Raw genomic sequence first — 24,797 nt, forward strand, 5'->3', positions numbered from 1 at the left:
TGTGTTCGCGCTTGTGATGAAGTACAAGGGGAATTTGTGCTCAGCATGGCTGGGCGCGGTTTTGATGCTCATATCATTAAAGGTTTGGATCAGAGTTTTATGGATTCTGATTGTGTGAGTTGCGGTGCCTGTTCACAGGCCTGCCCTACCTCAGCGATCTCGGACGTGTTCCAATCCAAAGCCATTCAAGCCACAGAAACTACACGTACCGTTTGTACTTATTGCGGTGTTGGATGTAATCTGGATGTAGCCACAAACTCCGGTGAGATCTTAAGTATAACTGCACCTTATGATGCAGAAGTAAATCAAGGACACACTTGCCTTAAAGGGCGCTTTGCCTTCAAATTTTATGACCATCCGGAACGCTTGGACTCTCCGATGATCAAGCGCAATGGCGAATTTGAAAAGGTGAGTTGGGATTGAGGCTTACAGCTATATCGGCAGACAAATTCAACCATTATAAAGATACCTACGGGCCAGATAGCATGGCCGGTATTTCTTCTTCTCGTTGTACCAATGAGGAGAATTATTTGATGCAAAAGTTCTTTAGAGCGGTATTGCAAACCAACAACATTGACGGTTGCGCACGCGTGTGTCACTCCCCTACCGCTTTGGGGATGCAACGCACCTTTGGAACCGGAGCGGCTACCAATTCTATAGAAGATCTGCAGTTTACCAATTGCATTATGGTCATTGGAGCCAATCCTACGGACGCCCACCCAGTAACTGGAGCCAAGCTCAAGCAGTTTGCTATGAAGCAAGACAATGTGACTATTGTGATCGATCCGCGTAGAACAGAAATTGCCCGTTATGCCGATCACCATTTGGCACTGAGACCTGGAACCAATGTAGCCGTGCTTAACATGATGATGTATTATATCATTGATGAAGGCTTGGTTGACGAAAGCTTTATTAAGAACCGCACGGAAGGCTATGAAGACTTTATTAAAGAGCTCATGGCCATTGATATTGACAAATTAGAAGCCGTTTCTGGAGTGCCGAGAGAACAAGTAAGAGCTGCTGCAATTGCTTATGCGACTGCACCCAATGCTATGTCCTTTCACGGTCTGGGTGTGACGGAACACTCTCAAGGAACTTTTACTGTGATGCAGATTGCAGACTTAGCTATGTTGACGGGTAATATTGGTCGACGTGGCGTAGGAGTGAATCCACTACGTGGACAAAACAACGTTCAGGGAAGCGCCGACATGGGCGTGCAACCGCACCAAGGTGCCGGTTATCTGGATGTGACCAATCCGGAGATCAACAAACGCTATAACGAATTTTATGGCTCTGAACTGCCATTGCATATTGGCTATAAGATTCCAGAGATGTTTGATGCCGCTTTGGACGGAAAACTCAAAGCCATTTGGATCATTGGAGAGGATGTGGTACAGACCGATCCGAATACGCAGAAAGTGATTAAAGCTCTCAATGCAACTGATCTTGTTATTGTTCAAGAACTGTTTATGACCGAGACGGCCAAGCAAGCTGATGTGATTCTACCCGGCTCCTCCTTCTTAGAAAAGAGTGGAACTTTTACCAACGGAGAGCGTCGTGTACAAGCGGTGCGTCAAGTGGTGAAACCGATTGAAGGAACCAAACCTGATGGTCAGATCATAGTAGATATTATGAACCGCATGGGTTATAAGCAACCCGATTATACGCCAGATGGCATGCTCGAGGAGATCTCTCAGATCGTGCCTTTCTTTGCTGGAATCAAATGGGAACGATTGGGTCATAATGGGCTGCAATGGCCGGTGGCACCAGACGGTACCGATACTCAGATCTTACACCAAGAAGAGTTTAAACGAGGGCTTGGGTACTTTGAGTTCCACCCTTGGGAAGAAACTCAGGAGATCACCCAACACGGAAAAGACTTCCCGTATATCTTAACCACCAATCGGGAGTTAGAGCATTACAATTGCGGTGCTATGACCCGACGAACGGCTAATGAGCAGATCTTAAAGAGTGATTATTTAATGATCAATCCAGAAGATGCTGCGAGTCATTTGATCAACGATGGAGATTTTGTGTGCATAGAATCCCCGCGAGGCAAAGTAGATGTCAAAGCGCGAATCACGGACGAAGTCAAACCGGGAATCTTGAGCACAACCTTCCACTTTCCGGATATTATGATCAATAACATCACCGGAGACGTCCACGATTCCGAAGCCATGTGCCCGGAATACAAAGTGGTCGCCGTGCGAATCAGAAAATCAAAAGGCAAGTTCAAAAGCCTCTTGCAAGACAAATAAAAAAGTCTCAGCCTCAAACGCTTTTAGGCTAGGTTTAACTAAAGATTCAAAGGTTTTGTTAAGGAATTCAAACAACCCAACAATAAAAAAACCGGTCTGTTGATCAGACCGGTTGACTTATTCATAAGAGGATATATTCTAATAATATTCGATCGGATCTTCGTCACTTCCTCCGGTTCCTCCGCCACCACCGCCGCAGTTGTTAACCCGCGTATATTGCAACGACAAACCGAACCTTGCAGCAGTAATTGAGGTGATCTTGTCATTGAATGAGGTAAAGCAAAGCGCCCATCTATTACAGATAAAATTCGGATCAAAACTACCATCAATAATGGTAAAGGTCTTCTTTTTTAAGTCGGCTAGATCTGCAATATAAACGTCCTGATTCACTGCCTGAACACGAATGCGTTTCCCTCCATAATCAGGGTCTTCATGAAACTCAACAGTACCTCCTTGATACACTTTAAAAGAACTGATCTCATTGTCAAAATCAATATTACCAGTAGTGCACTGGTTTCTGAGTAAATGGCGGTTGTAATAGCGTCCTGTACTAGCATTTATCGTATAGGCCGGACCTCCTAAGCTGTGAGCGCGAGCAATTCTAAACTTGAGTGTACTGCTCTTTGGGGTAGCTGAAGGTACCGCCTCTTTAAGCGTTCCGTATTTTTCGGATAGTGCGCTTAAGGTTTGAGGTTCTTGTTGAAATTCTTGTAATTGTGCTTCATTAGAGAAAAACAGAACTTTGTCCACCTCAGAATTGATCACTGTAATAAGATCGCTGGAGTTGAAAACCTCATTCACCTTAGCAAAGGCCTCGTCTTCGATTAAGGTAAGTTCTCCATCACTCTCAGTAAAGTTCAAGGTCCTCACACGTCCATCAACAACAATTTCCAACTGCTTGTTGGTGGTAGTAATAGCTTCGGTTTCAGATTCGATGGTTTGATCTGCCGAACATGCGGTAAGCAGTGCTAATCCCGCGATTAAAATTAGCTTTTTCATAAGAAAAATATTTGAAGGTTAGAAATAAATTACAGCATTGGTCGCCCGGTGCAACGCGGTGTATTTCGCATTGCAGACAGAATTATTTAGCTTAATTAACGGGGAGTAACTCTAGGAGCTTTTTAAATATAACTCCTTGAATGTAAACTCATTGTTAAGCGCCTAAAATCGGTGGTTCACACTTATTTCTAATGCGGGAATAGCAGCAAAGTGACTGCTAATTATTCAATTTTGGTATACCCTTCTAAATTATTCACCCCCCAGAGGTCTAACTCTTCTTGACTCCAAAGTTCTGGGAAGAAAATTCTACGCTGGTATTTGGGATGCATATACTTATGCCACTCGCTGCCTCCAGTGGCTTCTGAGCTGCCTTTCCCAGAGTCCAAGTATTGGGCCGCGGTATTGTAGTGATGCATCACCCATTTGATGTTCACGGTGTGATCGTAATGACGCATGGCATTGATCAGGGCGGTATTTTGCTGATACGATTCTGGCAAAGCTTTGAATTTAGTCCAGATATTGACCTTATTATAACGCTCCATCCAAGCAATAAGCTCTTCCTTGTAGCGAGTCTCAAAATTCTTCATGAGCATGGTAGGTTGACCTGTCTTGTGGTTCTTCCCAGCAACTTGCCAATACATATGGTTAAAAGCGTGCAAATAAGGAGTCTCACGGTCTATGGTTTCTCTGTGTCTGTAATCGATCAGGTTGATGAGCTCTGTGGAGGCGATCTCTATTTTTCTGTATTGAACCGATTGAAATCCGCTGGCAGGAGTTAAAGTATCGCGAAACTTCATGTATTGTTCCAACTCCATGCCTTCACTCATGATGTGAAAGGAATTGGACAACATATCAAAATAGCGGCTGATCCGCATGAGGTGCATGACGAACTTTTCTGGAGCAATAACGTCTGTAAAAGAGATCTGATCCATCTCCCAAAGGATCATCTTAAAAAGCAGTTCATTGATTTGATGGTACATGATAAAGACCATCTCGTCGGGCTGTTGGGTGCGTTTAATTTGCAATCCTAAAAGTGCATCGAGTTGAATATAATCCCAATAATTTATGGACTCTGCGTGCAGTAGTCCAGACAAATGCACATCTGGATTTTGACCAACGGCTTCATATTTGGCTACAATGGCCGCCACTAGTTCTTCTCGGGTCATAATTGTTTGGTTTAGGTGGAGTGAATAAAAAAGAGGTGTTCATAGGCGGAATGAATCCGCATCGGGAGGAAAAAACTATGAAAAGGGCGATTTTATGTTTCGATATAAACGATACACCTCGGTCTAAATTTTTATTCGGATTCTGTTGGAATCACTACTCAAAGCTAGCCAAATCTGAGCGATCCTCAAAGTTAAGGGCATTAAAAAACCCGGGCGCGGGGCCCGGGTTTTCCTCACAAAAAATGACTAAAGCTATTGTTTGATTAAACGCTTAGTCGATATTACACCAGTGTCGTTATCTTGCAGTTGAACCAAGTACATTCCTGAGCTCAATGCAGAGATATCAACGCTTAAGGAAGTTCCGCGCATTTGTTGTGGCGCGATCACTTCTTGTCCGCTTATGTTAAATACGCGAACCTCAACTGCAGTACTGCTTTGTCCGCCCAATGAAATGTTCATTTGATTCTGGGCTGGATTTGGGAACAAGCTAATGTTAGCATCAAAATCTTGCTCGTCCACACTCAATACTTCACAGTCGTCACCGGTCAGACGATTCACGGTCACAAAATTGTCTGAGATATCAGAACAAGATTCCGCGTTCAAGTCTGCCAAAGGACCACCAATGAATGCCGCCCCGTTGTCCGGCACTCCTCGGTAACTCCAACCCCAGATGCGGCAAACCCCTTCACCAGCACCTTCAAGGTCAATAGTACTTGATCCAGAAATACCCAAGATGGTATTGTCTGCGTCTGAATCGGTAATAACATATCTATAACTTAGATTTTCAGCCCCTGGATTCTCGTGAATCACAACTAGTGGGTCTGGAATATCATCGCCTGCACAAATAGAAACTTCAGTGTCTCCATTTTCTAGGCTTACAGTACCTCCGTCAGCTTCCTCACGGATCACCTCAATAGCGTTGTCTGAGATGTCTGAACAAGACTCAGCATCCAAATCTGCCAAAGGACCACCGATAAAGGCAGCACCATTATCCGGCACGCCGCGGTAGCTCCATCCCCAGATCAAGCAGGTTCCAGGACCGGCTCCATCCAAACTGATCTCACTAGATCCGCTGATGGCCAAAATCGTTTGGTCAGCATCATTAGCAGTGATCACATAACGGTAACTCAAGTTTTCAGCCCCTGGGTTTTCGTGTACAACTACTAATGGATCAGGACGTCCATCCACGCAGATCACAGCGCTAAGTCCGTCGTCTGAAATAGTAGTGGTATTGTTTGGATTTCCAGTAGCAGCAATATCAATGGCTACAGTTCCTCCGTCAGCTTCCTCTCGGATCACTTCAATGGCATTGTCTGAGATGTCTGAACATGATTCAGCATCTAGATCGGCCAATGGTCCACCGATAAATGCAGCGCCATTCTCAGGCACGCCACGGTAGCTCCATCCCCAGATCAAACAAGTCCCCGGGCCAGCGCCGTCTAGGCTAATCTCGCTAGAACCACTGATTGCCAATATGGTGCGTTCAGGGTCATTGGCGGTGATTACATAACGATAGCTTAGGCTTTCTGCCCCCGGGTTCTCGTGAACAACTACCAACGGATCTGGGCGACCATCCACACAGATCACTGCACTTAATCCATCATCTGAGATGGTAGTAGTATTGTTAGGGTTGCCAGTAGCGGCAACGTCAATAGCAATTGTACCTCCGTCTGCTTCTTGACGAACTACAGTTAGTGGATTTGATAGGTCAAAACAACCTTCAAGATCACTTAAGTTATTCCCCACTTCATTTCCTGAAATAGTTTCGTAACGCACATACCAAATCTGGCAATCTCCAGGTCCAGCTGGGTCTAGGTTAAATGGTCCCATATCTGTAACGGCCAAGATCTGATCTGTAGCAGCATCGGTGATGATCCAACCGCGGTTGGTTCCAACACCACCAGGAAGGGTAGTCACAAATAATGGATCTGGACGACTGTCCACACAGATCACAGCAGTTAAACCGTCATCCGAAAAAGAAGTCGTATTGTTTGGGTTTCCTGTAGTAGCAACATCAAAAACTATCTCCGCAGCGTTTACACTACAATCCGAATTCTCAGCGCCAATAGTTGGAAGCGCAACATAGTAATCGGTTACCGCGTTACCTTCTCCGTCATACTGTAGGGAGTTACCATCCGTGATTGGATCTGTAAATGCTCCGGCAGTCCAAATACCAGCAGCAACTGCAACGCCTTCGCGGGTTGGGTCTCCTGGGTTCTCTCCCCATTGTACATAATCCAAAATAGCATCTGCACTGCCAAAAGCGTTGGTCTCGTATAGCGCAAGCTCATCTGCAGGTGCATTTAAAAAATCCCAGTCTTCAATAATCAAGAAATCACCAGGCGCAATATTTAGATCTCCAGAACCAATGGTAAGCGCTCCTACTCTAGCATAAGTAGGACGGTCACAAAGCCAGTAGTTGGTTACGTCCACAGCTGCATCACCAATATTTTTGAGCTCAATGGTTCCGTTTGGAAATACTTCATTGATCACGATCTCGCCCATAGGCAAGGCGTTCTCAGCCCCTAGAGTTGGAGTCGCTAGGAAAAAATCACTAGCCATTTCTCCCATACCATCATATTGTAGAGAGTTACCGCTTGTAATTGCAGGGGTAAAAGCTCCTGCAGTCCAAATACCGGCAGCGACAGCTACACTCTCACGAGAAGGTTCTCCTGGGTTTGAGCCCCATTGCACATAATCTAGAATCGCGGTTGCGCTACCAAAGGCCGCGCTGTTGTATAGGGCCAACTCGTCGCCTACAGGATTTAGGAAGTCCCAATTTTCAAAGATGATGAGATCTCCGGGGGCCAAATTGAGGTCTCCCGAAACGACATCTAGGGTACCTACGCGGGTGTAGGTGGGTCTGTCGCAAAGCCAGTAATTTGAAATATCTACCGTTTCTGTACCGGTATTTTTAAGTTCCAAGGTCCCATCAGGATAGATCTCATTGATCACCACCTGGGCCTGAAGGTTGGTCATTAGGCTCACTAGAAGTAGCACTAATAGGTGTAAAGTTTTCTTTTTCATGTTATTTGTTATTAAGAGTAAAGCCCCTCCATAGCAAGAGGGGCCTTGTTATTAATTATTCCCAGAAATCAGATCCAAATTGGTCTGCAGTTCCGTTAAAGCTGTAATCTCCTGCGAATGGAACGAATGCACCAGCATCATCCCAGCGTCCGGCAGTAATGGCTTGTCCAACGCGTGGTCCGTTTCCGGCTCCCCATTGTACGTAGTCCAAAAGCACATCAGGACTGGTGGAGGCAAAAGTGTTGGTAGAGAACAAGCTCAAACCATCGGCGTCATCATTCATGGCGAAAGTCAAGGTGATAGTTTCATTGGCTCCTAAAAGAGTTGCCTCTCCGGTTAGGCCAGAAACTTCTCCATAACGTCCAGGCCCAAGACACAACCAGTAGTTACCTACCTCTTGAGGCTGACCTCCTAAGTTGGAAATGATCACCAAATCTTCATCGGCGTCTACTCCAACAATTCTAATAATGGCCGCAGGGGCTTCATCGGAAGAATCATCTGAAGAAGTATCGTCTCCAGTTTGTCCATCATTCTGATCTTGTTGTACAGGATCTAAAACGTTGTTGTCATCGTCATTACTGCAGCTCATAACTAGGAGCGCAAGTAGACTAAATAGCATTATCTTTTTCATAGCAATTTTTTGTTTTAAAAGTTTTACGATGCAAATATTCAACACCTTCCACGCGTATTCAACAAAAAGGGGGTGAAGCGGAAATTTCACCCTTAAAAGGGAATAAATTGGGGTTGGCACAAAACCACTTTTACCAGTGTTTACGGGCTTTCACAGAATTTTAAGGAAAATGGCCCCAAGGAGTAGACCGCTGGTGAACAGGAATAAAAAAAGCCGGATTAAACCGGCTTTTAGATACTTTAATTGAACGCTGTTGACTACTTCTTTAAGCGATTGGAGTGTTTAAAATGGATGAGGTAGGTCGCCTGAAATCCGAAGTGTAAATTCCCGTTTCTAAAGTTGAAATTATTAAAGGTTCTGGCAATGAATTTGTCTTCAACCAAGTTTCTCGCATTGGTCAATTTGAACTGTAGCATCAGATCTGCGATCTCCCAATTAACTCCTAAACTAAAAGGTCCATAAGTCGTAATATCATCGCTCGGGTCATCCACCAAAAAGTACTCCGAAGTCAAGGAAACAAAACGCCCGATCTTATAACGCGCGCCAAAACCTAAAGCAAAACTGCTCGGATCTACTCCGTCTATCAGTTTATCTGCATTGCGGTAAATAAAGGTCGGACTTAATTGTAAAGACAAATTGGAATTGATCTTGGATGCAATTAAGACTTGAGAAGTATAGGCCAGTTCATCACTAAAGTTCAATTCCCTTGAATATATGCCCGGATTCTTTTCCCGACGCACCACATTCTGAAACAGACTAATGCTCACAGGCACCTTGGGCTTCTGATACAACAAACGGTACTTGGCAAAAAGATCAATACTGGTATAACCCGTTCCAAAAGCACCTCCAGCGGTAAGCCGATCCGTGATCCCGTATGCCAGCTCATAGCGTCCATTGTACTTATCTGCGGCAAAAGTTTGAGTGGTTTCTTCTGTCGGTCGATTCCAAAAACGATTCTGGGCGGTAACCTCCAAAACCCCTTTTCTGCGGGTTTCTACAGAATGACCAATTCCAATCCGTGTGCTTTTAAAGGTAGCTTGAACTGCAAAAGTGCTGTCTGGCGCTATGGCATCTAATTGGTCCAAAAGCTCTTGTTGTCCAAACATATTGAAGGCTGGACTCAGTAACAAAAAGGCGAGTGTATATCTATTCAGCTTCATAAGGCAGGAATTCAAAGTTAAACGTCACAGAAACGGTCTTGGCAATATTAGGCCTCAGTAACACCGGTATTTTAATGTTGTAATCGGCAACTTGAAGTTGAAAATCTCCACTAAATACATAGCTGTTTCCTTGTTTGTTCACCGCGGATTTAAATTGAATCTGCTGGCTCTCACCGTGCAAGCTAAAAGTTCCACTGATCAAGCAAGTCTGCTGAGCAGCGGCCGGGTCAAAATTCTCAAGCACACCAGCAAAAGTAGCTTTTGGATATATGTCAGATTCAATATAACTCTCGTTAAAATGCTGTTGCATCAAGGCCTTTTCAAAGGTAAAAGCCCGCATGAGCATGCGCACTGCGATCTGATTTTTATCCAAATCCAGCAAACTATAAACAAGGTCATTGGAGGCTTTAATGTTCTCTACGGGAGTATAAGAAAAGAACGAAACACTTCCCTGACTGGTGGCGTATTGATTGTCTTGGGACCATCCCAAGGACGTCAATAGCAGCAGTGTAATGAGGGTAATTTTTTGCATAAGCTTATGGAATTATACAATTCTGAAAAATAGCATCAACGAGCTTGCCTTTATACACCCCACGCACATGTAGGGTGTCTCCAAGAGCGATTTGACGGTAGACTTGCTCATTGCCGGGTTTGAATTCACAGAGTAGCGTAGTGGCATTGCCATCTTGCTCTAGACGGACAATGTACTTGCCGTTCTTATTATTCACTGATGTAACTGTACCGCGCAATTCCATAGTCTTTTCAATATAGGCTGCGAGCTGTTGGTCTTCTGACTCGTCCAGGATGGAATAAAAGAGTTCGGTTTTGGCAGGATCTAAGACACGCTTGGATTCCGCAAAGACAATCAACCCTATCATAAAAGCAAAAACCACTGCAGAAAGCAGGATTCTTGGTAGTGTGATTATCTTTTGGACTTGCATGACTCGATTTATGTCGATAAAATTAACAGTAACTTGCATTCTTTGTAAGGAATTGATCGAGATTCTGACCTAAACGGAAATATGGAGGTTCAAGAGGAATTTCTGTACCTAAAGATGCTAACCAAGTGACCAACTATCGTTTTTACCGCTATCTATTCATAGGATGGGTTGTCTTCTTTGGCCTATTAACGGTCTTTGGAGTGCCTTATGCCGTGAAAAAGCAAACTGTATTTGCCTTAGAAGAACGCATTGCCAATGCAAAGACCAAGGCAGATCAACTGGCTGTTTTGGCCAGTGCGCTCTACGGAAACGATCAACAGAACAGTACTGCATCTGCCTATATGCAATCCGGAGTAGAGGCTTCCTCCCAAGATGCCATTGAACTCGTAGTGATTGATTGGTCTGGAAAAGTGATTGCTCATCCGGCAATTGTTGAATTGGGCAATCAATACGAGGCCCTAGAGGAAGCAAATATCGCCTCCGATTTCCAAGCAGAGGCTTTTCTGGCGTCTGCAGAAGATGAATCCGCAGCAAATCAAACCCATAAGGTCATCTACCTCAAAGACGTTCCCAATACAGACCTTGTGGTTGTGGCTCAAGCCAAATTGGCAGCAGTTCACGACTTGCGAACCCAACTGGCTTCCGTCTGGTATAGCGGACTCATACTCACCGGGGTCTTTGTCCTTCTACTAGCACTTTGGGGCGTGCGCTCGGTACAGATGTATTACGATAAAAAGTATCAGCATCAACTGGAACGTTATCAAACAGGCATGCTCAATATTCAGCAGCTCAACTCCTCTTTGGAAACCTATAAACGCAAAGTTGAAGAACTGGACAGACCCATTGGCCCTGTGGAGAAAGTGGAAATTCCATCCGAAGAAAACACCACTAAGGAGCGTCTACTCACCTATGTGAGAAACGAGCTTTTGCCAGTTTCAGTTTTGGATATTGCCTATATCTACGTGGAGAATACCATTACTTATGTGGTTGCAAAAAATGGGAAGCGCAGTACTTCCAACGACAGTTTGGATCAGATCTTTAAAAACTTAGACACGCGACTATTCTTTAGAGCAAACCGACAGATCATTGTTTCTATTGGTGCCATTGAGACCATTCTTAAATACGGCAACAGTCAGCTTAAAATTCAATGCGATCCGCCTTCTGAGGTGGATATTCTGATTGGAAAGAACAAGGCCGCCCAATTTAAAAACTGGCTCAACCTATAAAAAAATCCGACGCTTTTCAGCGCCGGATTCTTATGAACTAATCATCACTACTAGATAGTTCTCTGGATCAATTACAGGTTTGTGGTAATTGTTCCAGTGAGTCTTTGTCATAATAGATCTTTTTGTCATCAGGGAGCTCTGTATTCATGGCTGTGACCATTTTTCCAAACTCCTCGTTGTACTTATTGGATACGGTAATTTGACGAGAAATGGTGTCGTTTTGGGTCAAAACCAAGGTAAAGACCTGACCGTCTTCCACGCACTTATTTACATATTCATCTTTGTCAAGATTAGAAATAGCCTTTACCATATCTGAGTAATCCACACTGGTTAAAGCCGTTTGGAAAACGATGCTATCGGTATTCTGAGTTCGGTGTACCTGATGTACAAATAGAGCGCCATTATCCACCACATACTTCATAGTAAAAGGACTCGGATACATCGGGATGGAGAGTGCAATGTTGTTTTCCTGATTCGCTACGATATGCTCTCCTGGGTCTTCGCAGGTCTTCAATCCCAATGATGAGATCAAAGCCAGGGCTAATAGATTCTTAAGTATCATTATTTCTTCCAGATTTCAATATACCTCGGGTATGTTCTACTCATGCGGCTCATCATACTTTCAACAGAAATATAAGTACCACTTACACCAAGATCTGTCAAATGCGTCTTAATGGATTCCGCCTTTTCTTCGTCATCTGGGTGGAAATAACGAATGGTCAAAACGTTCGGAAGATTATCTACCGCCGCTTGACTCACTTCGATCACCGGAGTGGTCTCCTCTGTGAACTGAGCTATATCAAACTTACTGCTGCTATCTATGGCTGTTTGAATTTCGCGCAGTCCTTGAACGTCTTTATCATAAGCCGGAACAATACGAACCTCAGTAAGTTCTACACTTCCCGGAGCCACATTGGGACGGCCATAGATCTGTTGAATTCCAGAAACGTCTAATGCGCTCAATTGACCGTGATTAGCCCATCGAGGATTACAGTAGTTCATCACCGAATACAGGTCACAAGGCGTCACATAGTATCCTCCTCCACTTCCCTGTGGCTTTTCTCCACAAAGACAATCCGGACGGTTGTGCTCATGAGCCAATCCAATAGCGTGGCCAAACTCATGCACCGCAATGAACTTAATACAATCTTCAGGAGAATATCCTACACATTTAAAACTTCCCAAAAATCCAAAGTTGAGTTCCATTCCGTTTTCAACACCGTCCAATTGGGTTCCCAAACCTTTGGTGTGCGGGTGAGTGTAGTCATCGGCTAAAATGCGAATTCCGCGTTCTCCAGGGCTGGCTTGACCCCAACCTACAAAATCAATATTTGCATAGGTTTCCCAGGTTGCTTCAATAGCTTCCTTTACCCATTGTCTGTATTGAGCATTGGCAGGAGTAGCATTTTCCCAGCTAACTGGAATTACAGTCATTTCCTTGTGCGTTTGATGGCCATTTAGTATCAATGGACATGTTGATCGCGCTGATTCCCGAATATCCTTTATAAGGGCCAGGATCCTGTGCCATGGCAACACTTACCAAGAGGATACACAGTAAAGTGAGTGATTTTTTCATCGATTTAGTGTTAATGTTAGAATTAAAAGTTTATCCATATCTCGAAATAATCAGGTATGGGTTGATTAAAATAAGGCGCCATATTCTGCAAAGAGATCTGGCTTGGATGATATTTTGCCGCTATTTTTTGCTGAAACAAACGAGCCTTGGTCAGGTCGCGTTCATCAAAGTAGCGTATGGTTATTACATTTGATAAATTAGAAACCGCATTGGCGGGAGGCAGATCATCTTCAATTTCAATGGACTGAACCAGCAAGGCATCTTGGCCTTGATTGAAGGTATTTTGACTGAGCTGACCCACTGCTTGGCGGGAGTAATCGGTACAGGCCACTAGGCGCAATTTGTCAACGGTTATTTTGCGTTGTGCAGTAGTCCCGACCTCTTGGGTGAGTTTGATAACCTTCTTTCTATTGTCTATAGTAATGGCTCCGAAGTTCTCTAAAGCGCTCTGTCCTAATAAAGGCGGAACATTAGCCCCACGAATCACCATTGCGTCTACGTCTTCCAATACCAAACTGCCGAGTGCTAGGCGATCGATACGAATCAATAGTGCGTCCGCCAATTCACCGTTAGCCATCATAGTGCTGGTCTTAGAAATAATGTTCTTGGGTCCTAAGGCGCCTGCGCGAACCAATTGGCCGTAAAGTCCGTCTCCAAAGGAAACTTTAGACGCCGCCGTATCAAAAATAAAAGGTGTTTCAAAACCGTTCAAGCCTACTTGAACCTCCATCACATTGGCAGCATTGCGCTCAAAAGGAATGACCAATTCGCGCTTTTGCTGTCCGAAGCTCAATAAAGAGCTACATAGGAATACCGTAAAAAGAATCCGAGAGCACATATTGGTCACAGGTAAATTTAAATATTAGTAATAGTATCAAGGCCAAAACAGCCATAACAAGCATGACCTTGTTGGCTAAGCGACGGTATTTCCAGCGGAGTTTACCGCTCACGTTGAGAATCACGAAAACAATCCCGATAACCAAAGCTATCATTACCGGGTAAAAGAAACTACTGAACTTAAAACGGCTGTAGATATATTCAAATCGACCTTCACAGGAGTAATGCATCAGCTTTAAAAAGTCTGGGATCTTGCCTTGATCAATAAAGTAATCTTCAGCCTCAAATCGCTTGAGCAGTTTTCTCACATCACGCTTTCTGGTGTTGATGTCTTCTGAATCAATGCGCTTTTTGATGTGATCCGCCAACATGGCCAAATAGATCTGTCCTTTAAGCTCATTGTCAGCGTCGGTCGTATCGTTTAAAAAACCAACAGCTTTTTCAAAACCGCGATTGAGATCGTCAATGCTTAAAGGCGCGAGTGCTTCAGGATCCAATTGCTCTAAAGGCACCTCAAAGAAGGCGTCCAAAGACAGTTTGTCGTCTTGCGCTTGGAGCTGTAATCCAAAAACAAATAATAAACCTATTAATAGTGGTTTCATAGATTGTTTACTTCTTGATTACGCTTAATAGCGGTCCTAATTGATAGCGCGTATCATAGCGATCTTTCACTCCCGGAGCAGCCCATTGACTTAAAAAGCCGTCCAAGTAAAGTGCGTTATCACAATTCAATTCATCTCTTAACAAGGTAGAGAACTCATAAAAGTTCACCTTGTCAATAGAGATTACAAAAACAATATTTCCGTCCTTATCCACTCCCGCAGCATTTCTGATATTCAAGTTTGGAGAACCCTCGTTAAAGGCCTCATTGAATTTGCCACCGTAAACCATCATAGGACCAGACTGAGTAGCAATTTGAACGTCCTTTGGCCCAAACTTGGCCTTGATGTATTGCTCTGTCGTTAGCACCATAGGTTCTCCTTTAGCGGTGATCAAAAAGACTCCATTTGGAGGAAAATCGTAGAAATTTCCACGCCCGTTCTTTTTAGTATTGAGTTGGAAAACGGTCTCGCCCTCATCAATATATAAGCCGACCGGCAATCGATTCTCATTGAACATCCCAGCGTTCATGGTAAAGATATGTTTGTCTTTATTCTGCTGATGATAGCGTGCTACACTATTAATATCGTGCAAACGAGTTCCGTCTTCGCTTTCATTGAATAGGTCTACCTTGTATTTCTTCGGATCGATTTTACACATCACATAGCGCTTACCAAATTGTATGATTTCTGTAAGCTCGTCCGTGATCTTTTTGGTCTGAACTTCTTGTGGAATTTGCACATCCACATCAGCAGCATCTACTCCAGCATTATCCTTAGCCACCAAAATATAAATAGGGCCATATCCCGCCTTCTTTGGGTTGACCTCTCCACCATCTGGCGTGTAATAAGCAGTATCATCACGGCGCATAACCATCGCGTCATTCACCTTTAGCTGAGACTTCATAAAATCGGCCATAGCAGCATAACTCACCGCATCTTGTGCAATGACAAAAACTGCGGAACCCTCGGCTCGTGTTCCTACCACGCTCATGGTAGTCTCAGCGGCATAACCTTTTAAGCTGGGATGCATAGCCCCTCCGGCCAAAAGAACTGGTGTAGATTCTACTGCAAATTCAAATCTACTAGTATCAGCTCCAGAAAATGCACTTGACGGTGCTAAAGCAGTCTTACCATTTTTTCCTCGAGCAAAAATTCCTTGTAGCTGTTGGGTTTGAAAAGTTGATGGGTCTTCAAATTTTGCGCCTTGCTGTCTTACTTTTCCGGCCTTAAAGACCAAGCCATAAGCTTCTTTCTTGTCATTGATGGAAGTTCCACTAATGGCAAAGACCATTTGTTCGCCCGCTTGCGATTTAAGTTCATCATGCTTGTCAAATGAGAACTGTGTTGCCGCGGTATTGTGCAACTCCAAGACATGCTTGGCTGGGTCATATTCTACCACGAGATAGGTTTTACCCTTGTGCTTTTTGGTTTGCATGGCCTCTTGAGCGATTGCCCCCGTACTGATCAGCACAGCGAACAACAAGGTCCAAAAGCCACGCATTTTATATTGTTTGTGTAAATTAATCATAAGAGTAAAAGACTATTAAGTTAGTTGCGTCTTCCAGGCGATCATCCGCCTTATAGGTAAGTCCATCCCAGGACTCACGCACCAGAAAGATATTCTTCCCACCCGTATCCAGGTTGATGATATACTCCACGTCATAACCGATCTCTTCCAAGACCCTGAGGGTAAACTTAGCAGAAAGGTTGAGCTCCAACTCAGCCGGAGCGTCAATTATGATATTGTAGTAATTGTCTTCATAGGTAGCTGTTGCTAGAAAACGACGTTCTTGCTTCTTTCCGTATCTAAGATCGTAGAAATTGTCGTTTCTATCCTTAGAATAGACCAATTGGGATTGAAAAATGGTATAGTTGCCCTCTTCCGCAGCCTGAAGCAGAATCTGTCTGTCTTCATAATTGGCACGAGGATTCATTTGTAAAAAAGTTCCGTCCTCCATTTCAAATCCGCCTTGAAGTTCATCAAGGTCCATGGCGTATACCATTCCTTCTACCACGATCACCAAGGCATCCATATCAGGATCCAAACTTCTGTTTTTGATCACCCCGTCTTCTACGGTCATCCCCACAGGTTTGGAATCCTTATCCCAGGTTTCTGAAAAAGCACCGCTACAGGCAAGCATTACAGTTTTGTTGCTATACCAATTCTCATAACGATCCTGAGCTTCCATGGCAAAGTACTCTGCATTGACCGTATAACCCATATTAAAAGCATAGACCTCATAGTCTCTACCTAGCAGGACACGGCTGTAATGCACGAAGTTCTCGTCAAATTCTTGAGCGCTAGCAGGCGCTGCACTCAATAGCAGCGTTAATATTATTATTGCTAATGTTCTCATTTATCGATTAGTCCTTGTAGTAGATCAATAAGTTGGTCGCATTTTCAATTTTGGCAGCGTCGGTATTAGAGCCTTTATAAGGATACTGATTCTCCAGATAGCTTCCGTTGTAGCAGTACATAACGTTCTTATCTCCCGTATCAAGATTCATAATGTAAAGAACGTTGAAACCGTCATAGTCTAAGACTTCTTTGGTTCTTTGAGCCCCTTCCATCAACTTAATGGCCTCTGGCACATCTACCACAACATGATGCACAATTCCGTTTTTTATACAAATGGCTAGATACCTGCGCTCACGCTTATCACCAAAGGAGGTGTTACCGAAGTTTTCGCTGTCGGATTTCTTCTCAGAATATACCAATTGAGTTTGGAATAAAGTAACCCCGGCAGATTCTCCCCAATTGAGAAAATTAGTTCGGTCAATTGCATTATCTCTTGGATCATACTGCTCATAGTTTTTACTCCCATAAGGGTTCTCTACGGTAACGTATTTTTTGTCCATATCCACTACAGCAATACCTCCTTGCTGAGCGGCACCATTATAAATGATCACCATTCCGTCCATTTCTGCCTTTGGAAATTTATTTATAGTTTTTCCATTATCAACGCATAGACCCACAGGTTTTGCATCAGAATCCCATCCATCAGAAAAGGCACCCGCGGTAATGAACAGAATTTCCTTGCCAGACTTCCAGTCAAGATATTGGTTGTAGGCATCTGTGGCAAAATACTTGGCTTTGAGATTGGTATTAACATCTCCTTCTCTGGAGAAATCGTATAGCGTAAACTCACGATCCGCATAAGTATAGGTCTGAATCTTGAACTTGCCATTAAAATAACTCTGCGCATTGAGCATAGTGACGCTCAAAAGCAAGGTAAAAATAGTGGTGTAAAATAGTCTCATCTTAAAATATTTGATGGTTGTTAAAGTGTGTTGTATTTAATTTCAAATACGATAGGTAAAGTATCGTTTGGTTGTTGCGCGGCGTATTGCCTATCGTCAATGATAGTATTCATAAGGCCGGCATAATCGTTTTTATAATCGGTGGTGTCTCTAATGTGTTGTCTGTAATTTCTGGGCATGGCGTAATAGGCCCCATTCAAAAATGATTTTTTGATCTTGCGCTCGTTCAGGCTTGCTCCTGTTTGATGCGGCAAATAGTCCATCCGTACGCGAGCATATTTGTTGAGCACTTCATTTAAAAAGTCAGAAGCCGCCACCAAACTAGAAACACTCTCATTCACAGAATCCCAGTTTAAAGCAATGTATTGGTAGCAAACGTAGTATCCCGCAATGTGATCGGTGATATAGTCATACTCTGTGGGTTCAATGCGCTGCTCAAATTGCTCATAAACGGAGGCCGAAAACAGCTTCGCCAGATAGGGGTCTACCACATCGCCATTGGCATTGAGGTAATTCAAAAAGGTATTTCCTAAACTGATGTGAACATCAGCCTGGCTTTGTGTTTTGTCTAAACAAAAAGCGTCAACTTCTTCTTGAAAATAAATGATGGATTCTAAACTAAAAAAGCGCTCCAGCTCTTGCTTTACGGGAAAGTCAATGGATTGTCCAACAGTAGGGTTCAAGGAATTACCCGCATCACGACTGTAGCACTGTGCGCTGGTCGTAGTGGTCCCCAAATAGCATCCCAACAAAAACATTGCAGGGATCAGGTAGTAGTGATGGCTGCTTTTTTTCATTTAAACCTACAGTATCCAATTCGCCCATCATTAGGCTTGGATAAAACTATACTATGTTGGGAGATGGTAATATACCCATTGCTGGGTATAAACCTAAAAGTACATCATGTAAGACAAATACGTAAGGTAAAACCGTAAAAATCGTTAACAAACTCTTAAAATCGGTGAAATGACTTACATGCGTTAGTTTATTTAATAATATACCATACCATAAAGCTGTTCGCATTATCTAGCAGATGCTTGTCCCAATTAAATTCCATATTACTTTTAATATCAATTAAGTTCGAGCCATTTGTTGCGTGTAAAAGGTTTAGACTTCCAGTTTCAAGATTTAAAATGTACAACACTTCATGTCCAATATACTCGAGGATGGACTTAACATCATCGGCTCCTTCTAAAAGCTTGATGGACTCTGGCACATCGACAACTATATGATGCGCCTCATTATCCCTTACAGTAATTGCTAAATATCTGCGCTCGCGCTCATTACCATAATACTTATTACTAAAATTTTCTTCCTCAGTTTTTTTCTCAGAATACACCAAATGTGCCTGCCAAACACTCAATTCGAGGTCTACGGCTGCGTTTAAAAATATAGATCTGTCCGTAAGAGTTTCACGTGGATCAAGTTGTTCATAATTCCCGCTGTATGCAGGATACTCAATATTCACATACTTTTTGTCCATGTCTACAACAGCTATACCTCCTTCTTGAGCAGCGCCATTATAGAAAAGAACCAAACCATCCATATCAGGTCTAGCACTTCTATTGATTATTTCTCCGTTATCAACTGAGAGGCCAACAGGTTTTGCATCAGTATCCCAACCATCCAAATAAGCTCCAGAAGTAATTAGCAGCACTTCTTTTCCCACCTTCCATTCCAAAAACTTGTCATATGCGCCTGTTGCAAAATACTTGGCTCCAATTTTAGCTCCTGAAGAATCAATGGAAGCTCGAGACATATCGTATAGAGTAAAATCTCGATCCCCATAGCTGTAAGTCTCGATAGTAAAGCGGCCGTTGTAATAGGATTGCGCATGTATTAGGCTCGTTAAGAATAGCGCCGTAAGAAAAAGAAACTGTCTCATCATTATAGTTTTTTGCAAAGTAGGTGCTGACAGGAAGAATCCACATACCGTTTAGGGGGTATTTTAACTTACTAAATGCCTGGGAGATATAACTGGTTCATTATTAAATACTCGTTCTGTAGATCTAAATAATCGTTCTTCTGTTTTCTAGTTGTGAGATTTATCCTTGTTCCATTTCCTTTTTATAACTTTCTAAGGATTTAATCCAGGCAAACCACTGATCCTGCCAGCATTGTAACTCAGGTTACTATGCAATTCTAGCAGAAGCGCTATTTTACGGCTTGGGTCTAAAAAACCAACTAACTTGAAACGCAGAGCATTCATTCAAAAAACAGCCCTAAGCGCTTTCGCCGCGGCTTTGGGCACAGAAATAGTCTTTGGGGCCAATTTGCTCAAAGATTACACCCCTTTGGGACTTCAAGATCCTGATCCTTTCGAGCTCTTTAAAAAAAACAAAGACATGGTGGTGCTCAACGATCGCCCATGGAACATAGAAGCCCGAGCTCACCTACTGGATGAGAAGATCACCAGTAATGCCAATATGTTCATTAGAAACAATGGGTTGATCCCTGAAGAAATTGATGTTTCCAATTGGACATTGACCATAGATGGCGAGTCGGTCAAAAATTCAAAGACCTACAGCCTTGAGGAGTTGAAGACCAAATTCAAGCAGTACACCTATCAGCTCACCCTGGAATGCGGCGGCAACGGACGTAGCGAATTTGATCCGCCTGCCAAAGGCAACCAATGGACTGTTGGCGCCGTCCATTGTGCCCATTGGACTGGTGTTAGACTCAGAGACGTTTTAGAAGATGCAGGAATAGCCAGCGATGCCGTTTATATAGGGTACCACGCGGCAGACGTACATCTTAGTGGTGATCCTACTAAAGAACCGATCTCTAGAGGCTGCCCCATGAGTAAAGCGCTTCAAGAGGAAACGCTTTTGGCCTTTAAACTCAATGGTCAGGACATACCTATAGCCCATGGCTATCCTTTGCGATTAGTCGCTGGTGGCTGGCCAGCTTCTGTTTCTGGAAAATGGATAGAACGCATCAGCATTAGAAATATAGTTCACGATGGAGCAAAAATGACTGGTACGGCTTACCGAGTGCCTTGCAAACCTGTCGCTCCAGGAGCAAAGGTTGCCGACGCCGATATGTGTATCATAGAATCCATGCCTGTAAAATCGCTGATCACCTATCCCAAATCAGGAGCCGTGATCAAGAAAGGAAGGCGTCTGGACCTCAGAGGTCATGCTTGGGCTGGCGAGTTGGAAGTTGCTAAAATGGAGTATTCCATAGATTTTGGCAGCACTTGGAAATCATGTGAACTGAGCAAGCCAGCAAATCGCCTCGCTTGGCAACATTTCTCAGCTAGTATTGATTTTCCGGAGGTAGGATATTATGAAGTTTGGGCCCGTGCCACAGACAGTCAAGGCAAAGCGCAGCCCATGGTATTGCCAGGATGGAACCCCAAAGGTTATCTCAACAACGCTTGTCACCGCATAGCCATTAAAGTACAATAGCATGAACGGACCCGAAGCGTTTAAAGATCAAGTAAAGCAACTCTATAGAGCCCTAACCGGCCTGCTAATCGCCTTTGTCCTGGTTATTGGTCTGGTTATGGCTTATGTGAATGATCCGTCTATATTTGATTCTAAAGACAATTCTTGGGTGGCGATTCCTGAGGAAGATCCCGATTTGATAGTAGATGGCATTCATCAACGCACGGGTTTGGTTGAAGCTGAAGGACTTATGGCAGTTGTCTCCAATTGTACCAGTTGTCATTCTGCCAAACTCATCACTCAAAACCGCATGAATGCCGAACGCTGGAACACTACTATTGCTTGGATGCAAGAGACCCAAAACCTATGGGACTTGGGAGATCAACAAGAGGTCATAGTAAACTATTTGGTGACCAACTATCCTCCCAAAGCAAAGGGCAGACGAATGGCATTAACCGATATTCAGTGGTATGAATTGGAAGAAGAATAAATATTACTTCTTGCTCATTTTACTCGCCGCTTGCCGATCTGATCAACAAGCTGAGCAAAGCGCGCTCATTGGCCCTACTATTGAGGTAAATGCGTTGGCGGACTTGCTCGATGATCCAAGTATTCAACTCATTGACTTTAGAAAAGCCGCGAAGTTTGAACAAGGACATATTCCTGGAGCAATCAATTTATGGCGTAGAGACATTGAAGATCCAAATCACACCCACGCGGGAATGATGGCCACGGCCCAACAGTTAGAAACTAGATTTGCTAAACTCGGCATAAAAAACAACGCCACTTTAGTGGTTTACGACGACAATGGCAGCTGTGATGCGAGTCGTTTTTGGTGGGTCCTCCAGCAATATGGCCACGACAATGTGATCATTCTCAACGGGGGAATCGCTGCCTGGAGCGGAGCCGGAAATCAGTTGAGCTCTAAACCCAATTCACTTGCGAATAGTGATTTTAAATTGCCTGTAAATAGTCCGCAAAACATTATGTCTATTGACCAAGCGAGCTTGTTTGAGCTTCTCGACACCGATGCCATTATAATTGACGCGCGGACACAGGAAGAATATTCTGGAGCTCGAATGAAAAACGGTGCTAGTCGCGCTGGACGTATTCCAGGAAGCAAACATCTGGACTGGAAGTTTTCAGTTTTACTGGATGAAGATCATCGATTTAAGAACCCTGAAGCCTTGCAACAAGAGTTGGACTTTTTAGGTGCAGACAAGCACATTCCAATAGTTGTTTACTGCCACAGCGGAGTCCGTTCTGCCCATTTGACCTTTGTGTTGACTCAGCTTTTGGGCTATACCAATGTTAAAAACTACGACGGATCTTGGATTCAGTGGAGTGCGCTGGCTGAATTGCCGATAAGCCAGGATAGTTTAATAACTTTGCAAAACTGATATGGAAAAGTATTTAGAAGCTTTTTGGAATGCAATTGTAGGTACCGCAGATTGGACCTGGAAGTCCATCATCTTTGAAGTGCCTTGGTATAACAACTTCTTTTGGGGCCTCACCGTGATTTCCTTGGTAGTGTGGCTTTTAGAAATTGCCTTCCCTTGGCGAAAAGAGCAAAAGACCATCCGCAAGGACTTTTGGCTCGACGCTTTTTATATGTACTTCAATTTCTTTGTCTTTTCTATAGTGATCAGTGGTTTTTATCAGATCTTGAGTTTACTGTTTGCAGAGGTAAATATTACAGCCAGTAGCTTGGCTTTGATTGATTTCTCCGGATGGGCTCCTGGATTGCAATTGTTGGTCTTCTTTATTTTGCTCGATTTTGTGCAGTGGTTCACCCACGTATTGCTTCACAGATATGAATTCCTCTGGAATTTCCACAAGGTACACCACAGCGTCAAAGAGATGGGCTTTGCCGCGCACTTGCGCTATCATTGGATGGAAAATGTCTTGTACAAACCCCTAAAAACTTTTGGGGTAATGATCTTAGGTGGTTTTGAACCCGAACAGGCCTATATTGTCCATTTCATTGCCATTGCCATTGGTCATTTCAATCATTCTAATATCAAGATCACTTGGGGGCCATTGAAGTATATCTTCAACAACCCCGTCATGCATCTTTATCATCACGCCTATACCCTACCAGAAGGTAAAAATGGAGTGAACTACGGGATCAGCTTAAGTCTTTGGGACTATATTTTCAAAACGAATTACATCCCAGAAGACAGTGGCACCATTGTTATTGGTTTTAAAGGTGATGATGAATTCCCAAAGGATTTTGTGGGGCAGAATCTCTATGGCTTCGGCAAGAAAAGAAAGTAGTTTAGAGCATCTTCACTAATTCAAATCACAGGCGCTTTCTTTAAAAGTAACCGCGTCTAACTCGTTCCAGATGGGCTTTTCAAACGAATTTGGTGATAAGATAAATAGCACCTGTACGCTTTGGTGATTTTCACAATACTGCTGCTTCACTTTGACAAACAATTCCATCATTTTACCCGTGTGAAACCCGTCAAAGACTCTGATCTTGCCAACAAAATCAAGGCTCTCTTCACCTTTCTTCGGATTGTCCAATAAGATCATGATCGGATACAGATCGTGAACGTCCACGGAGTAGGTTATAAACTCAGCTTCAATTCTAAATAAAAAAAGCCGGGATTCCTCCCGGCTAGCATAACTTAATTCTCCCAAAAAAAGTGATCGTAAGATGATCCTGTGCTAACTTTCTTATGGACAGTTTTAAGCTGCATTTGTTTGGTTTTATATAAGTAGCCGGTTGATGCCGGAGCTTTAATCTTAACCTTTACAGAGCGACGACGACGCGTTTTTGTCTTATTGAGCTCTACGGGTTCCATACAATCAAAACGAACCGAAAGTCCGCGAATCTCCGCAGTAATTTTTCCACGACGACGACGCCACTTTCCGCGCTTTTTCTTGTAGTGAACTGTTTTTGATTTAATTCTAGAACCCCAAATTCCACTAGGGTGAGACAATTTTTGCTTTCCTTTGATGCGGCGGTTTGACGATGGGTAATAGTATCGAGAGCGGTCAAAACCTAAACGGCATTCTGCGCCACCATCAGAGCCCGAGGTCCCGGAGTTGTCGTTGTAATTTCCAGAACTACTTCCGCCAGTATATCCCCCGTAAACAGTCACCCCTTCTATATCGACAAACTCATCGACATTAGAAACAGCAATGGCTTCCAACAGACCCACATCCATAGTGCTCACCGTAACGTATCCAAAGCGAGTAAAATGATAGAGGTCTTTGCCAATTTTTACGTTTCCAAACTTGTTGACTACAGTTCTAACTTCATCGTCAAAAATGTAGTGATTGTCCGGATCTGATTTCTCATCCAGTTCTTCATTGTTCAGCCAGATTTCCTCTTCTGCGCTGATCTTTTTGCGCAACGAACTGAACTCAGAAAACTGATTCTCAAAATCGATCAAAGGTTGAGCAGGATCGTATTTGAGTTCGTCTTCTTTCTCATCTAATGATTCGTCATCCAAGTGACCCCATTCATCCAAAAAGGCATCATCATAAGCCTCAAGTTGGTCTTCCAACTCTTCCAAAGTGTTTAAAAAGGTCTCTACATCAGGGAAATCCAACATATTCTTATAGACTCCTATACGCGCGCTTGCTTTACCCGTAAAATTAGCCTGATCTTCAGCTGGCTCGCTCAAAGGCTCTTGCTCACAAGAACCCAGAAAGGCCACAAACAGCAATAATCCAAATCGCTGTAATATTTGTTTAGTCTTCATAGGATATA

At 43.4% G+C, this 24,797-nt stretch carries 26 protein-coding genes; 7 read left to right on the plus strand and 19 right to left on the minus strand.

The genetic code is table 11. The features are described from left to right. Together ACSLP7_RS03880 and fdhF are read left to right on the plus strand one after the other, a co-directional pair. A partial coding sequence (locus ACSLP7_RS03880) for a 4Fe-4S dicluster domain-containing protein (RefSeq protein WP_435578098.1) occupies positions 1 to 423 on the plus strand: 423 nt, incomplete at its 5' end. Continuing rightward, positions 420 to 2,258 (plus strand): formate dehydrogenase subunit alpha, encoded by a 1,839-nt coding sequence (gene fdhF / locus ACSLP7_RS03885; RefSeq protein WP_435578099.1) that lies wholly within the window; start codon positions 420 to 422, stop codon positions 2,256 to 2,258. The genes ACSLP7_RS03880 and fdhF, both read left to right, overlap by 4 nt. A 138-nt stretch (positions 2,259 to 2,396) precedes the next feature. Here fdhF and ACSLP7_RS03890 read toward each other — a convergent pair whose 3' ends face one another. The 7 genes from ACSLP7_RS03890 to ACSLP7_RS03920 all read right to left on the minus strand — a co-directional run bounded on the left by ACSLP7_RS03890 (position 2,397) and on the right by ACSLP7_RS03920 (position 10,182). Further along, complete coding sequence (locus ACSLP7_RS03890) at positions 2,397 to 3,257, minus strand: hypothetical protein (RefSeq protein WP_435578100.1); 861 nt, start codon at positions 3,255 to 3,257, stop codon at positions 2,397 to 2,399. A gap of 221 nt (positions 3,258 to 3,478) precedes the next feature. After that, complete coding sequence (locus tag ACSLP7_RS03895; protein ID WP_435578101.1) at positions 3,479 to 4,423, minus strand: tryptophan 2,3-dioxygenase family protein; 945 nt, start codon at positions 4,421 to 4,423, stop codon at positions 3,479 to 3,481. Between the two features lie 252 nt (positions 4,424 to 4,675). Continuing rightward, a complete protein-coding gene (locus ACSLP7_RS03900) occupies positions 4,676 to 7,450 on the minus strand; it encodes a T9SS type A sorting domain-containing protein (RefSeq protein WP_435578102.1) in 2,775 nt (924 codons plus the stop codon). Between the two features lie 55 nt (positions 7,451 to 7,505). Continuing rightward, the gene (locus ACSLP7_RS03905; protein ID WP_435578103.1) at positions 7,506 to 8,081 is read right to left on the minus strand and encodes a hypothetical protein; all 576 of its coding nucleotides are present in this window, start codon (positions 8,079 to 8,081) and stop codon (positions 7,506 to 7,508) included. Positions 8,082 to 8,338: 257 nt separating this feature from the next. Beyond that, positions 8,339 to 9,241 (minus strand): DUF5777 family beta-barrel protein, encoded by a 903-nt coding sequence (locus tag ACSLP7_RS03910; protein WP_435578104.1) that lies wholly within the window; start codon positions 9,239 to 9,241, stop codon positions 8,339 to 8,341. Then, positions 9,228 to 9,773 carry a YceI family protein gene (locus tag ACSLP7_RS03915; RefSeq protein ID WP_435578105.1) on the minus strand — a complete coding sequence of 182 codons (546 nt, stop codon included), beginning with the start codon at positions 9,771 to 9,773 and terminating at the stop codon, positions 9,228 to 9,230. Before ACSLP7_RS03915 ends, ACSLP7_RS03910 begins: the two co-directional genes overlap by 14 nt. Positions 9,774 to 9,777: 4 nt before the next feature. Continuing rightward, positions 9,778 to 10,182 (minus strand): OB-fold protein, encoded by a 405-nt coding sequence (locus ACSLP7_RS03920; RefSeq protein WP_435578106.1) that lies wholly within the window; start codon positions 10,180 to 10,182, stop codon positions 9,778 to 9,780. A gap of 125 nt (positions 10,183 to 10,307) precedes the next feature. Here ACSLP7_RS03920 and ACSLP7_RS03925 point away from each other — a divergent pair, with 125 nt between their 5' ends. Further along, positions 10,308 to 11,408, plus strand: coding sequence for a LytR/AlgR family response regulator transcription factor (locus ACSLP7_RS03925; RefSeq protein ID WP_435578107.1), 1,101 nt, complete (start codon positions 10,308 to 10,310; stop codon positions 11,406 to 11,408). 67 nt (positions 11,409 to 11,475) lie between these two features. Here ACSLP7_RS03925 and ACSLP7_RS03930 read toward each other — a convergent pair whose 3' ends face one another. The 10 genes from ACSLP7_RS03930 to ACSLP7_RS03975 form a co-directional block, all read right to left on the minus strand. Beyond that, on the minus strand, positions 11,476 to 11,970 hold the full coding sequence (locus tag ACSLP7_RS03930; RefSeq protein ID WP_435578108.1) for a hypothetical protein: 495 nt from the start codon (positions 11,968 to 11,970) through the stop codon (positions 11,476 to 11,478). Next, entirely contained in the window at positions 11,970 to 12,842 is an 873-nt protein-coding gene (locus ACSLP7_RS03935; protein ID WP_435578109.1) for a hypothetical protein, read from the minus strand. The genes ACSLP7_RS03930 and ACSLP7_RS03935 overlap by 1 nt, the downstream gene beginning before the upstream one ends. Next, entirely contained in the window at positions 12,823 to 12,984 is a 162-nt protein-coding gene (locus ACSLP7_RS03940; protein ID WP_435578110.1) for a hypothetical protein, read from the minus strand. Before ACSLP7_RS03940 ends, ACSLP7_RS03935 begins: the two co-directional genes overlap by 20 nt. 22 nt (positions 12,985 to 13,006) lie before the next feature. Further along, a complete protein-coding gene (locus ACSLP7_RS03945) occupies positions 13,007 to 13,822 on the minus strand; it encodes a retropepsin-like aspartic protease family protein (RefSeq protein ID WP_435578111.1) in 816 nt (271 codons plus the stop codon). After that, positions 13,785 to 14,423: a hypothetical protein gene (locus tag ACSLP7_RS03950; RefSeq protein ID WP_435578112.1), complete on the minus strand. Its 639-nt coding sequence runs from the start codon at positions 14,421 to 14,423 to the stop codon at positions 13,785 to 13,787. Before ACSLP7_RS03950 ends, ACSLP7_RS03945 begins: the two co-directional genes overlap by 38 nt. Before the next feature lie 7 nt (positions 14,424 to 14,430). After that, a complete protein-coding gene (locus ACSLP7_RS03955; RefSeq protein ID WP_435578113.1) occupies positions 14,431 to 15,924 on the minus strand; it encodes a phosphodiester glycosidase family protein in 1,494 nt (497 codons plus the stop codon). A gap of 19 nt (positions 15,925 to 15,943) precedes the next feature. Next, positions 15,944 to 16,780, minus strand: a complete 837-nt coding sequence (locus tag ACSLP7_RS03960) for a hypothetical protein (RefSeq protein ID WP_435578114.1) — start codon at positions 16,778 to 16,780, stop codon at positions 15,944 to 15,946. A 7-nt stretch (positions 16,781 to 16,787) separates the two neighbouring features. Continuing rightward, positions 16,788 to 17,684, minus strand: a complete 897-nt coding sequence (locus ACSLP7_RS03965; RefSeq protein ID WP_435578115.1) for a hypothetical protein — start codon at positions 17,682 to 17,684, stop codon at positions 16,788 to 16,790. 20 nt (positions 17,685 to 17,704) lie between these two features. Then, positions 17,705 to 18,481, minus strand: coding sequence for a hypothetical protein (locus tag ACSLP7_RS03970; RefSeq protein WP_435578116.1), 777 nt, complete (start codon positions 18,479 to 18,481; stop codon positions 17,705 to 17,707). A gap of 188 nt (positions 18,482 to 18,669) precedes the next feature. Continuing rightward, entirely contained in the window at positions 18,670 to 19,572 is a 903-nt protein-coding gene (locus ACSLP7_RS03975) for a hypothetical protein (RefSeq protein WP_435578117.1), read from the minus strand. Positions 19,573 to 19,873: 301 nt separating this feature from the next. Here ACSLP7_RS03975 and ACSLP7_RS03980 point away from each other — a divergent pair, with 301 nt between their 5' ends. Genes ACSLP7_RS03980 through ACSLP7_RS03995 form a run of 4 tightly spaced genes read left to right on the plus strand, consistent with a single transcriptional unit; the run spans position 19,874 to position 23,350 of the window. Then, positions 19,874 to 21,094 carry a sulfite oxidase gene (locus tag ACSLP7_RS03980; RefSeq protein ID WP_435578118.1) on the plus strand — a complete coding sequence of 407 codons (1,221 nt, stop codon included), beginning with the start codon at positions 19,874 to 19,876 and terminating at the stop codon, positions 21,092 to 21,094. Between the two features lies 1 nt (position 21,095). After that, on the plus strand, positions 21,096 to 21,563 hold the full coding sequence (locus tag ACSLP7_RS03985) for a monoheme cytochrome C (protein WP_435578119.1): 468 nt from the start codon (positions 21,096 to 21,098) through the stop codon (positions 21,561 to 21,563). Then, a complete protein-coding gene (locus tag ACSLP7_RS03990; RefSeq protein ID WP_435578120.1) occupies positions 21,544 to 22,473 on the plus strand; it encodes a sulfurtransferase in 930 nt (309 codons plus the stop codon). The genes ACSLP7_RS03985 and ACSLP7_RS03990 overlap by 20 nt, the downstream gene beginning before the upstream one ends. Before the next feature lies 1 nt (position 22,474). Continuing rightward, on the plus strand, positions 22,475 to 23,350 hold the full coding sequence (locus ACSLP7_RS03995; RefSeq protein WP_435578121.1) for a sterol desaturase family protein: 876 nt from the start codon (positions 22,475 to 22,477) through the stop codon (positions 23,348 to 23,350). 15 nt (positions 23,351 to 23,365) lie between these two features. On the opposite strand, the gene ACSLP7_RS04000 is transcribed toward ACSLP7_RS03995, so the two are convergent. Together ACSLP7_RS04000 and ACSLP7_RS04005 are read right to left on the minus strand one after the other, a co-directional pair. Continuing rightward, entirely contained in the window at positions 23,366 to 23,638 is a 273-nt protein-coding gene (locus ACSLP7_RS04000; protein ID WP_435578122.1) for a hypothetical protein, read from the minus strand. 68 nt (positions 23,639 to 23,706) lie between these two features. Beyond that, on the minus strand, positions 23,707 to 24,789 hold the full coding sequence (locus ACSLP7_RS04005; RefSeq protein ID WP_435578123.1) for a hypothetical protein: 1,083 nt from the start codon (positions 24,787 to 24,789) through the stop codon (positions 23,707 to 23,709). Positions 24,790 to 24,797: the final 8 nt, after the last annotated feature.

This window comes from Gilvibacter sp. (assembly GCF_965601605.1).
GTDB lineage: Bacteria > Bacteroidota > Bacteroidia > Flavobacteriales > Flavobacteriaceae > Gilvibacter.

Excerpts from the sequence above, each read along its gene's own strand:
- ACSLP7_RS03985 (WP_435578119.1), top strand. The coding sequence starts at position 21,096 with ATGAACGGACCCGAAGCGTTTAAAGATCAAGTAAAGCAACTCTATAGA.
- ACSLP7_RS03935 (WP_435578109.1), bottom strand. The coding sequence starts at position 12,842 with ATGACTGTAATTCCAGTTAGCTGGGAAAATGCTACTCCTGCCAATGCT.
- ACSLP7_RS03895 (WP_435578101.1), bottom strand. The coding sequence starts at position 4,423 with ATGACCCGAGAAGAACTAGTGGCGGCCATTGTAGCCAAATATGAAGCC.
- ACSLP7_RS03955 (WP_435578113.1), bottom strand. The coding sequence starts at position 15,924 with ATGCGTGGCTTTTGGACCTTGTTGTTCGCTGTGCTGATCAGTACGGGG.
- ACSLP7_RS04005 (WP_435578123.1), bottom strand. The coding sequence starts at position 24,789 with ATGAAGACTAAACAAATATTACAGCGATTTGGATTATTGCTGTTTGTG.
- ACSLP7_RS03910 (WP_435578104.1), bottom strand. The coding sequence starts at position 9,241 with ATGAAGCTGAATAGATATACACTCGCCTTTTTGTTACTGAGTCCAGCC.
- ACSLP7_RS03920 (WP_435578106.1), bottom strand. The coding sequence starts at position 10,182 with ATGCAAGTCCAAAAGATAATCACACTACCAAGAATCCTGCTTTCTGCA.
- ACSLP7_RS03940 (WP_435578110.1), bottom strand. The coding sequence starts at position 12,984 with ATGAAAAAATCACTCACTTTACTGTGTATCCTCTTGGTAAGTGTTGCC.
- ACSLP7_RS03915 (WP_435578105.1), bottom strand. The coding sequence starts at position 9,773 with ATGCAAAAAATTACCCTCATTACACTGCTGCTATTGACGTCCTTGGGA.
- ACSLP7_RS03900 (WP_435578102.1), bottom strand. The coding sequence starts at position 7,450 with ATGAAAAAGAAAACTTTACACCTATTAGTGCTACTTCTAGTGAGCCTA.
- ACSLP7_RS03890 (WP_435578100.1), bottom strand. The coding sequence starts at position 3,257 with ATGAAAAAGCTAATTTTAATCGCGGGATTAGCACTGCTTACCGCATGT.
- ACSLP7_RS03975 (WP_435578117.1), bottom strand. The coding sequence starts at position 19,572 with ATGATGAGACAGTTTCTTTTTCTTACGGCGCTATTCTTAACGAGCCTA.
- ACSLP7_RS03945 (WP_435578111.1), bottom strand. The coding sequence starts at position 13,822 with ATGTGCTCTCGGATTCTTTTTACGGTATTCCTATGTAGCTCTTTATTG.
- ACSLP7_RS03905 (WP_435578103.1), bottom strand. The coding sequence starts at position 8,081 with ATGAAAAAGATAATGCTATTTAGTCTACTTGCGCTCCTAGTTATGAGC.
- ACSLP7_RS03965 (WP_435578115.1), bottom strand. The coding sequence starts at position 17,684 with ATGAGACTATTTTACACCACTATTTTTACCTTGCTTTTGAGCGTCACT.
- ACSLP7_RS03995 (WP_435578121.1), top strand. The coding sequence starts at position 22,475 with ATGGAAAAGTATTTAGAAGCTTTTTGGAATGCAATTGTAGGTACCGCA.
- ACSLP7_RS03990 (WP_435578120.1), top strand. The coding sequence starts at position 21,544 with ATGAATTGGAAGAAGAATAAATATTACTTCTTGCTCATTTTACTCGCC.
- ACSLP7_RS03950 (WP_435578112.1), bottom strand. The coding sequence starts at position 14,423 with ATGAAACCACTATTAATAGGTTTATTATTTGTTTTTGGATTACAGCTC.
- ACSLP7_RS03970 (WP_435578116.1), bottom strand. The coding sequence starts at position 18,481 with ATGAAAAAAAGCAGCCATCACTACTACCTGATCCCTGCAATGTTTTTG.
- ACSLP7_RS03930 (WP_435578108.1), bottom strand. The coding sequence starts at position 11,970 with ATGATACTTAAGAATCTATTAGCCCTGGCTTTGATCTCATCATTGGGA.
- ACSLP7_RS03960 (WP_435578114.1), bottom strand. The coding sequence starts at position 16,780 with ATGAGAACATTAGCAATAATAATATTAACGCTGCTATTGAGTGCAGCG.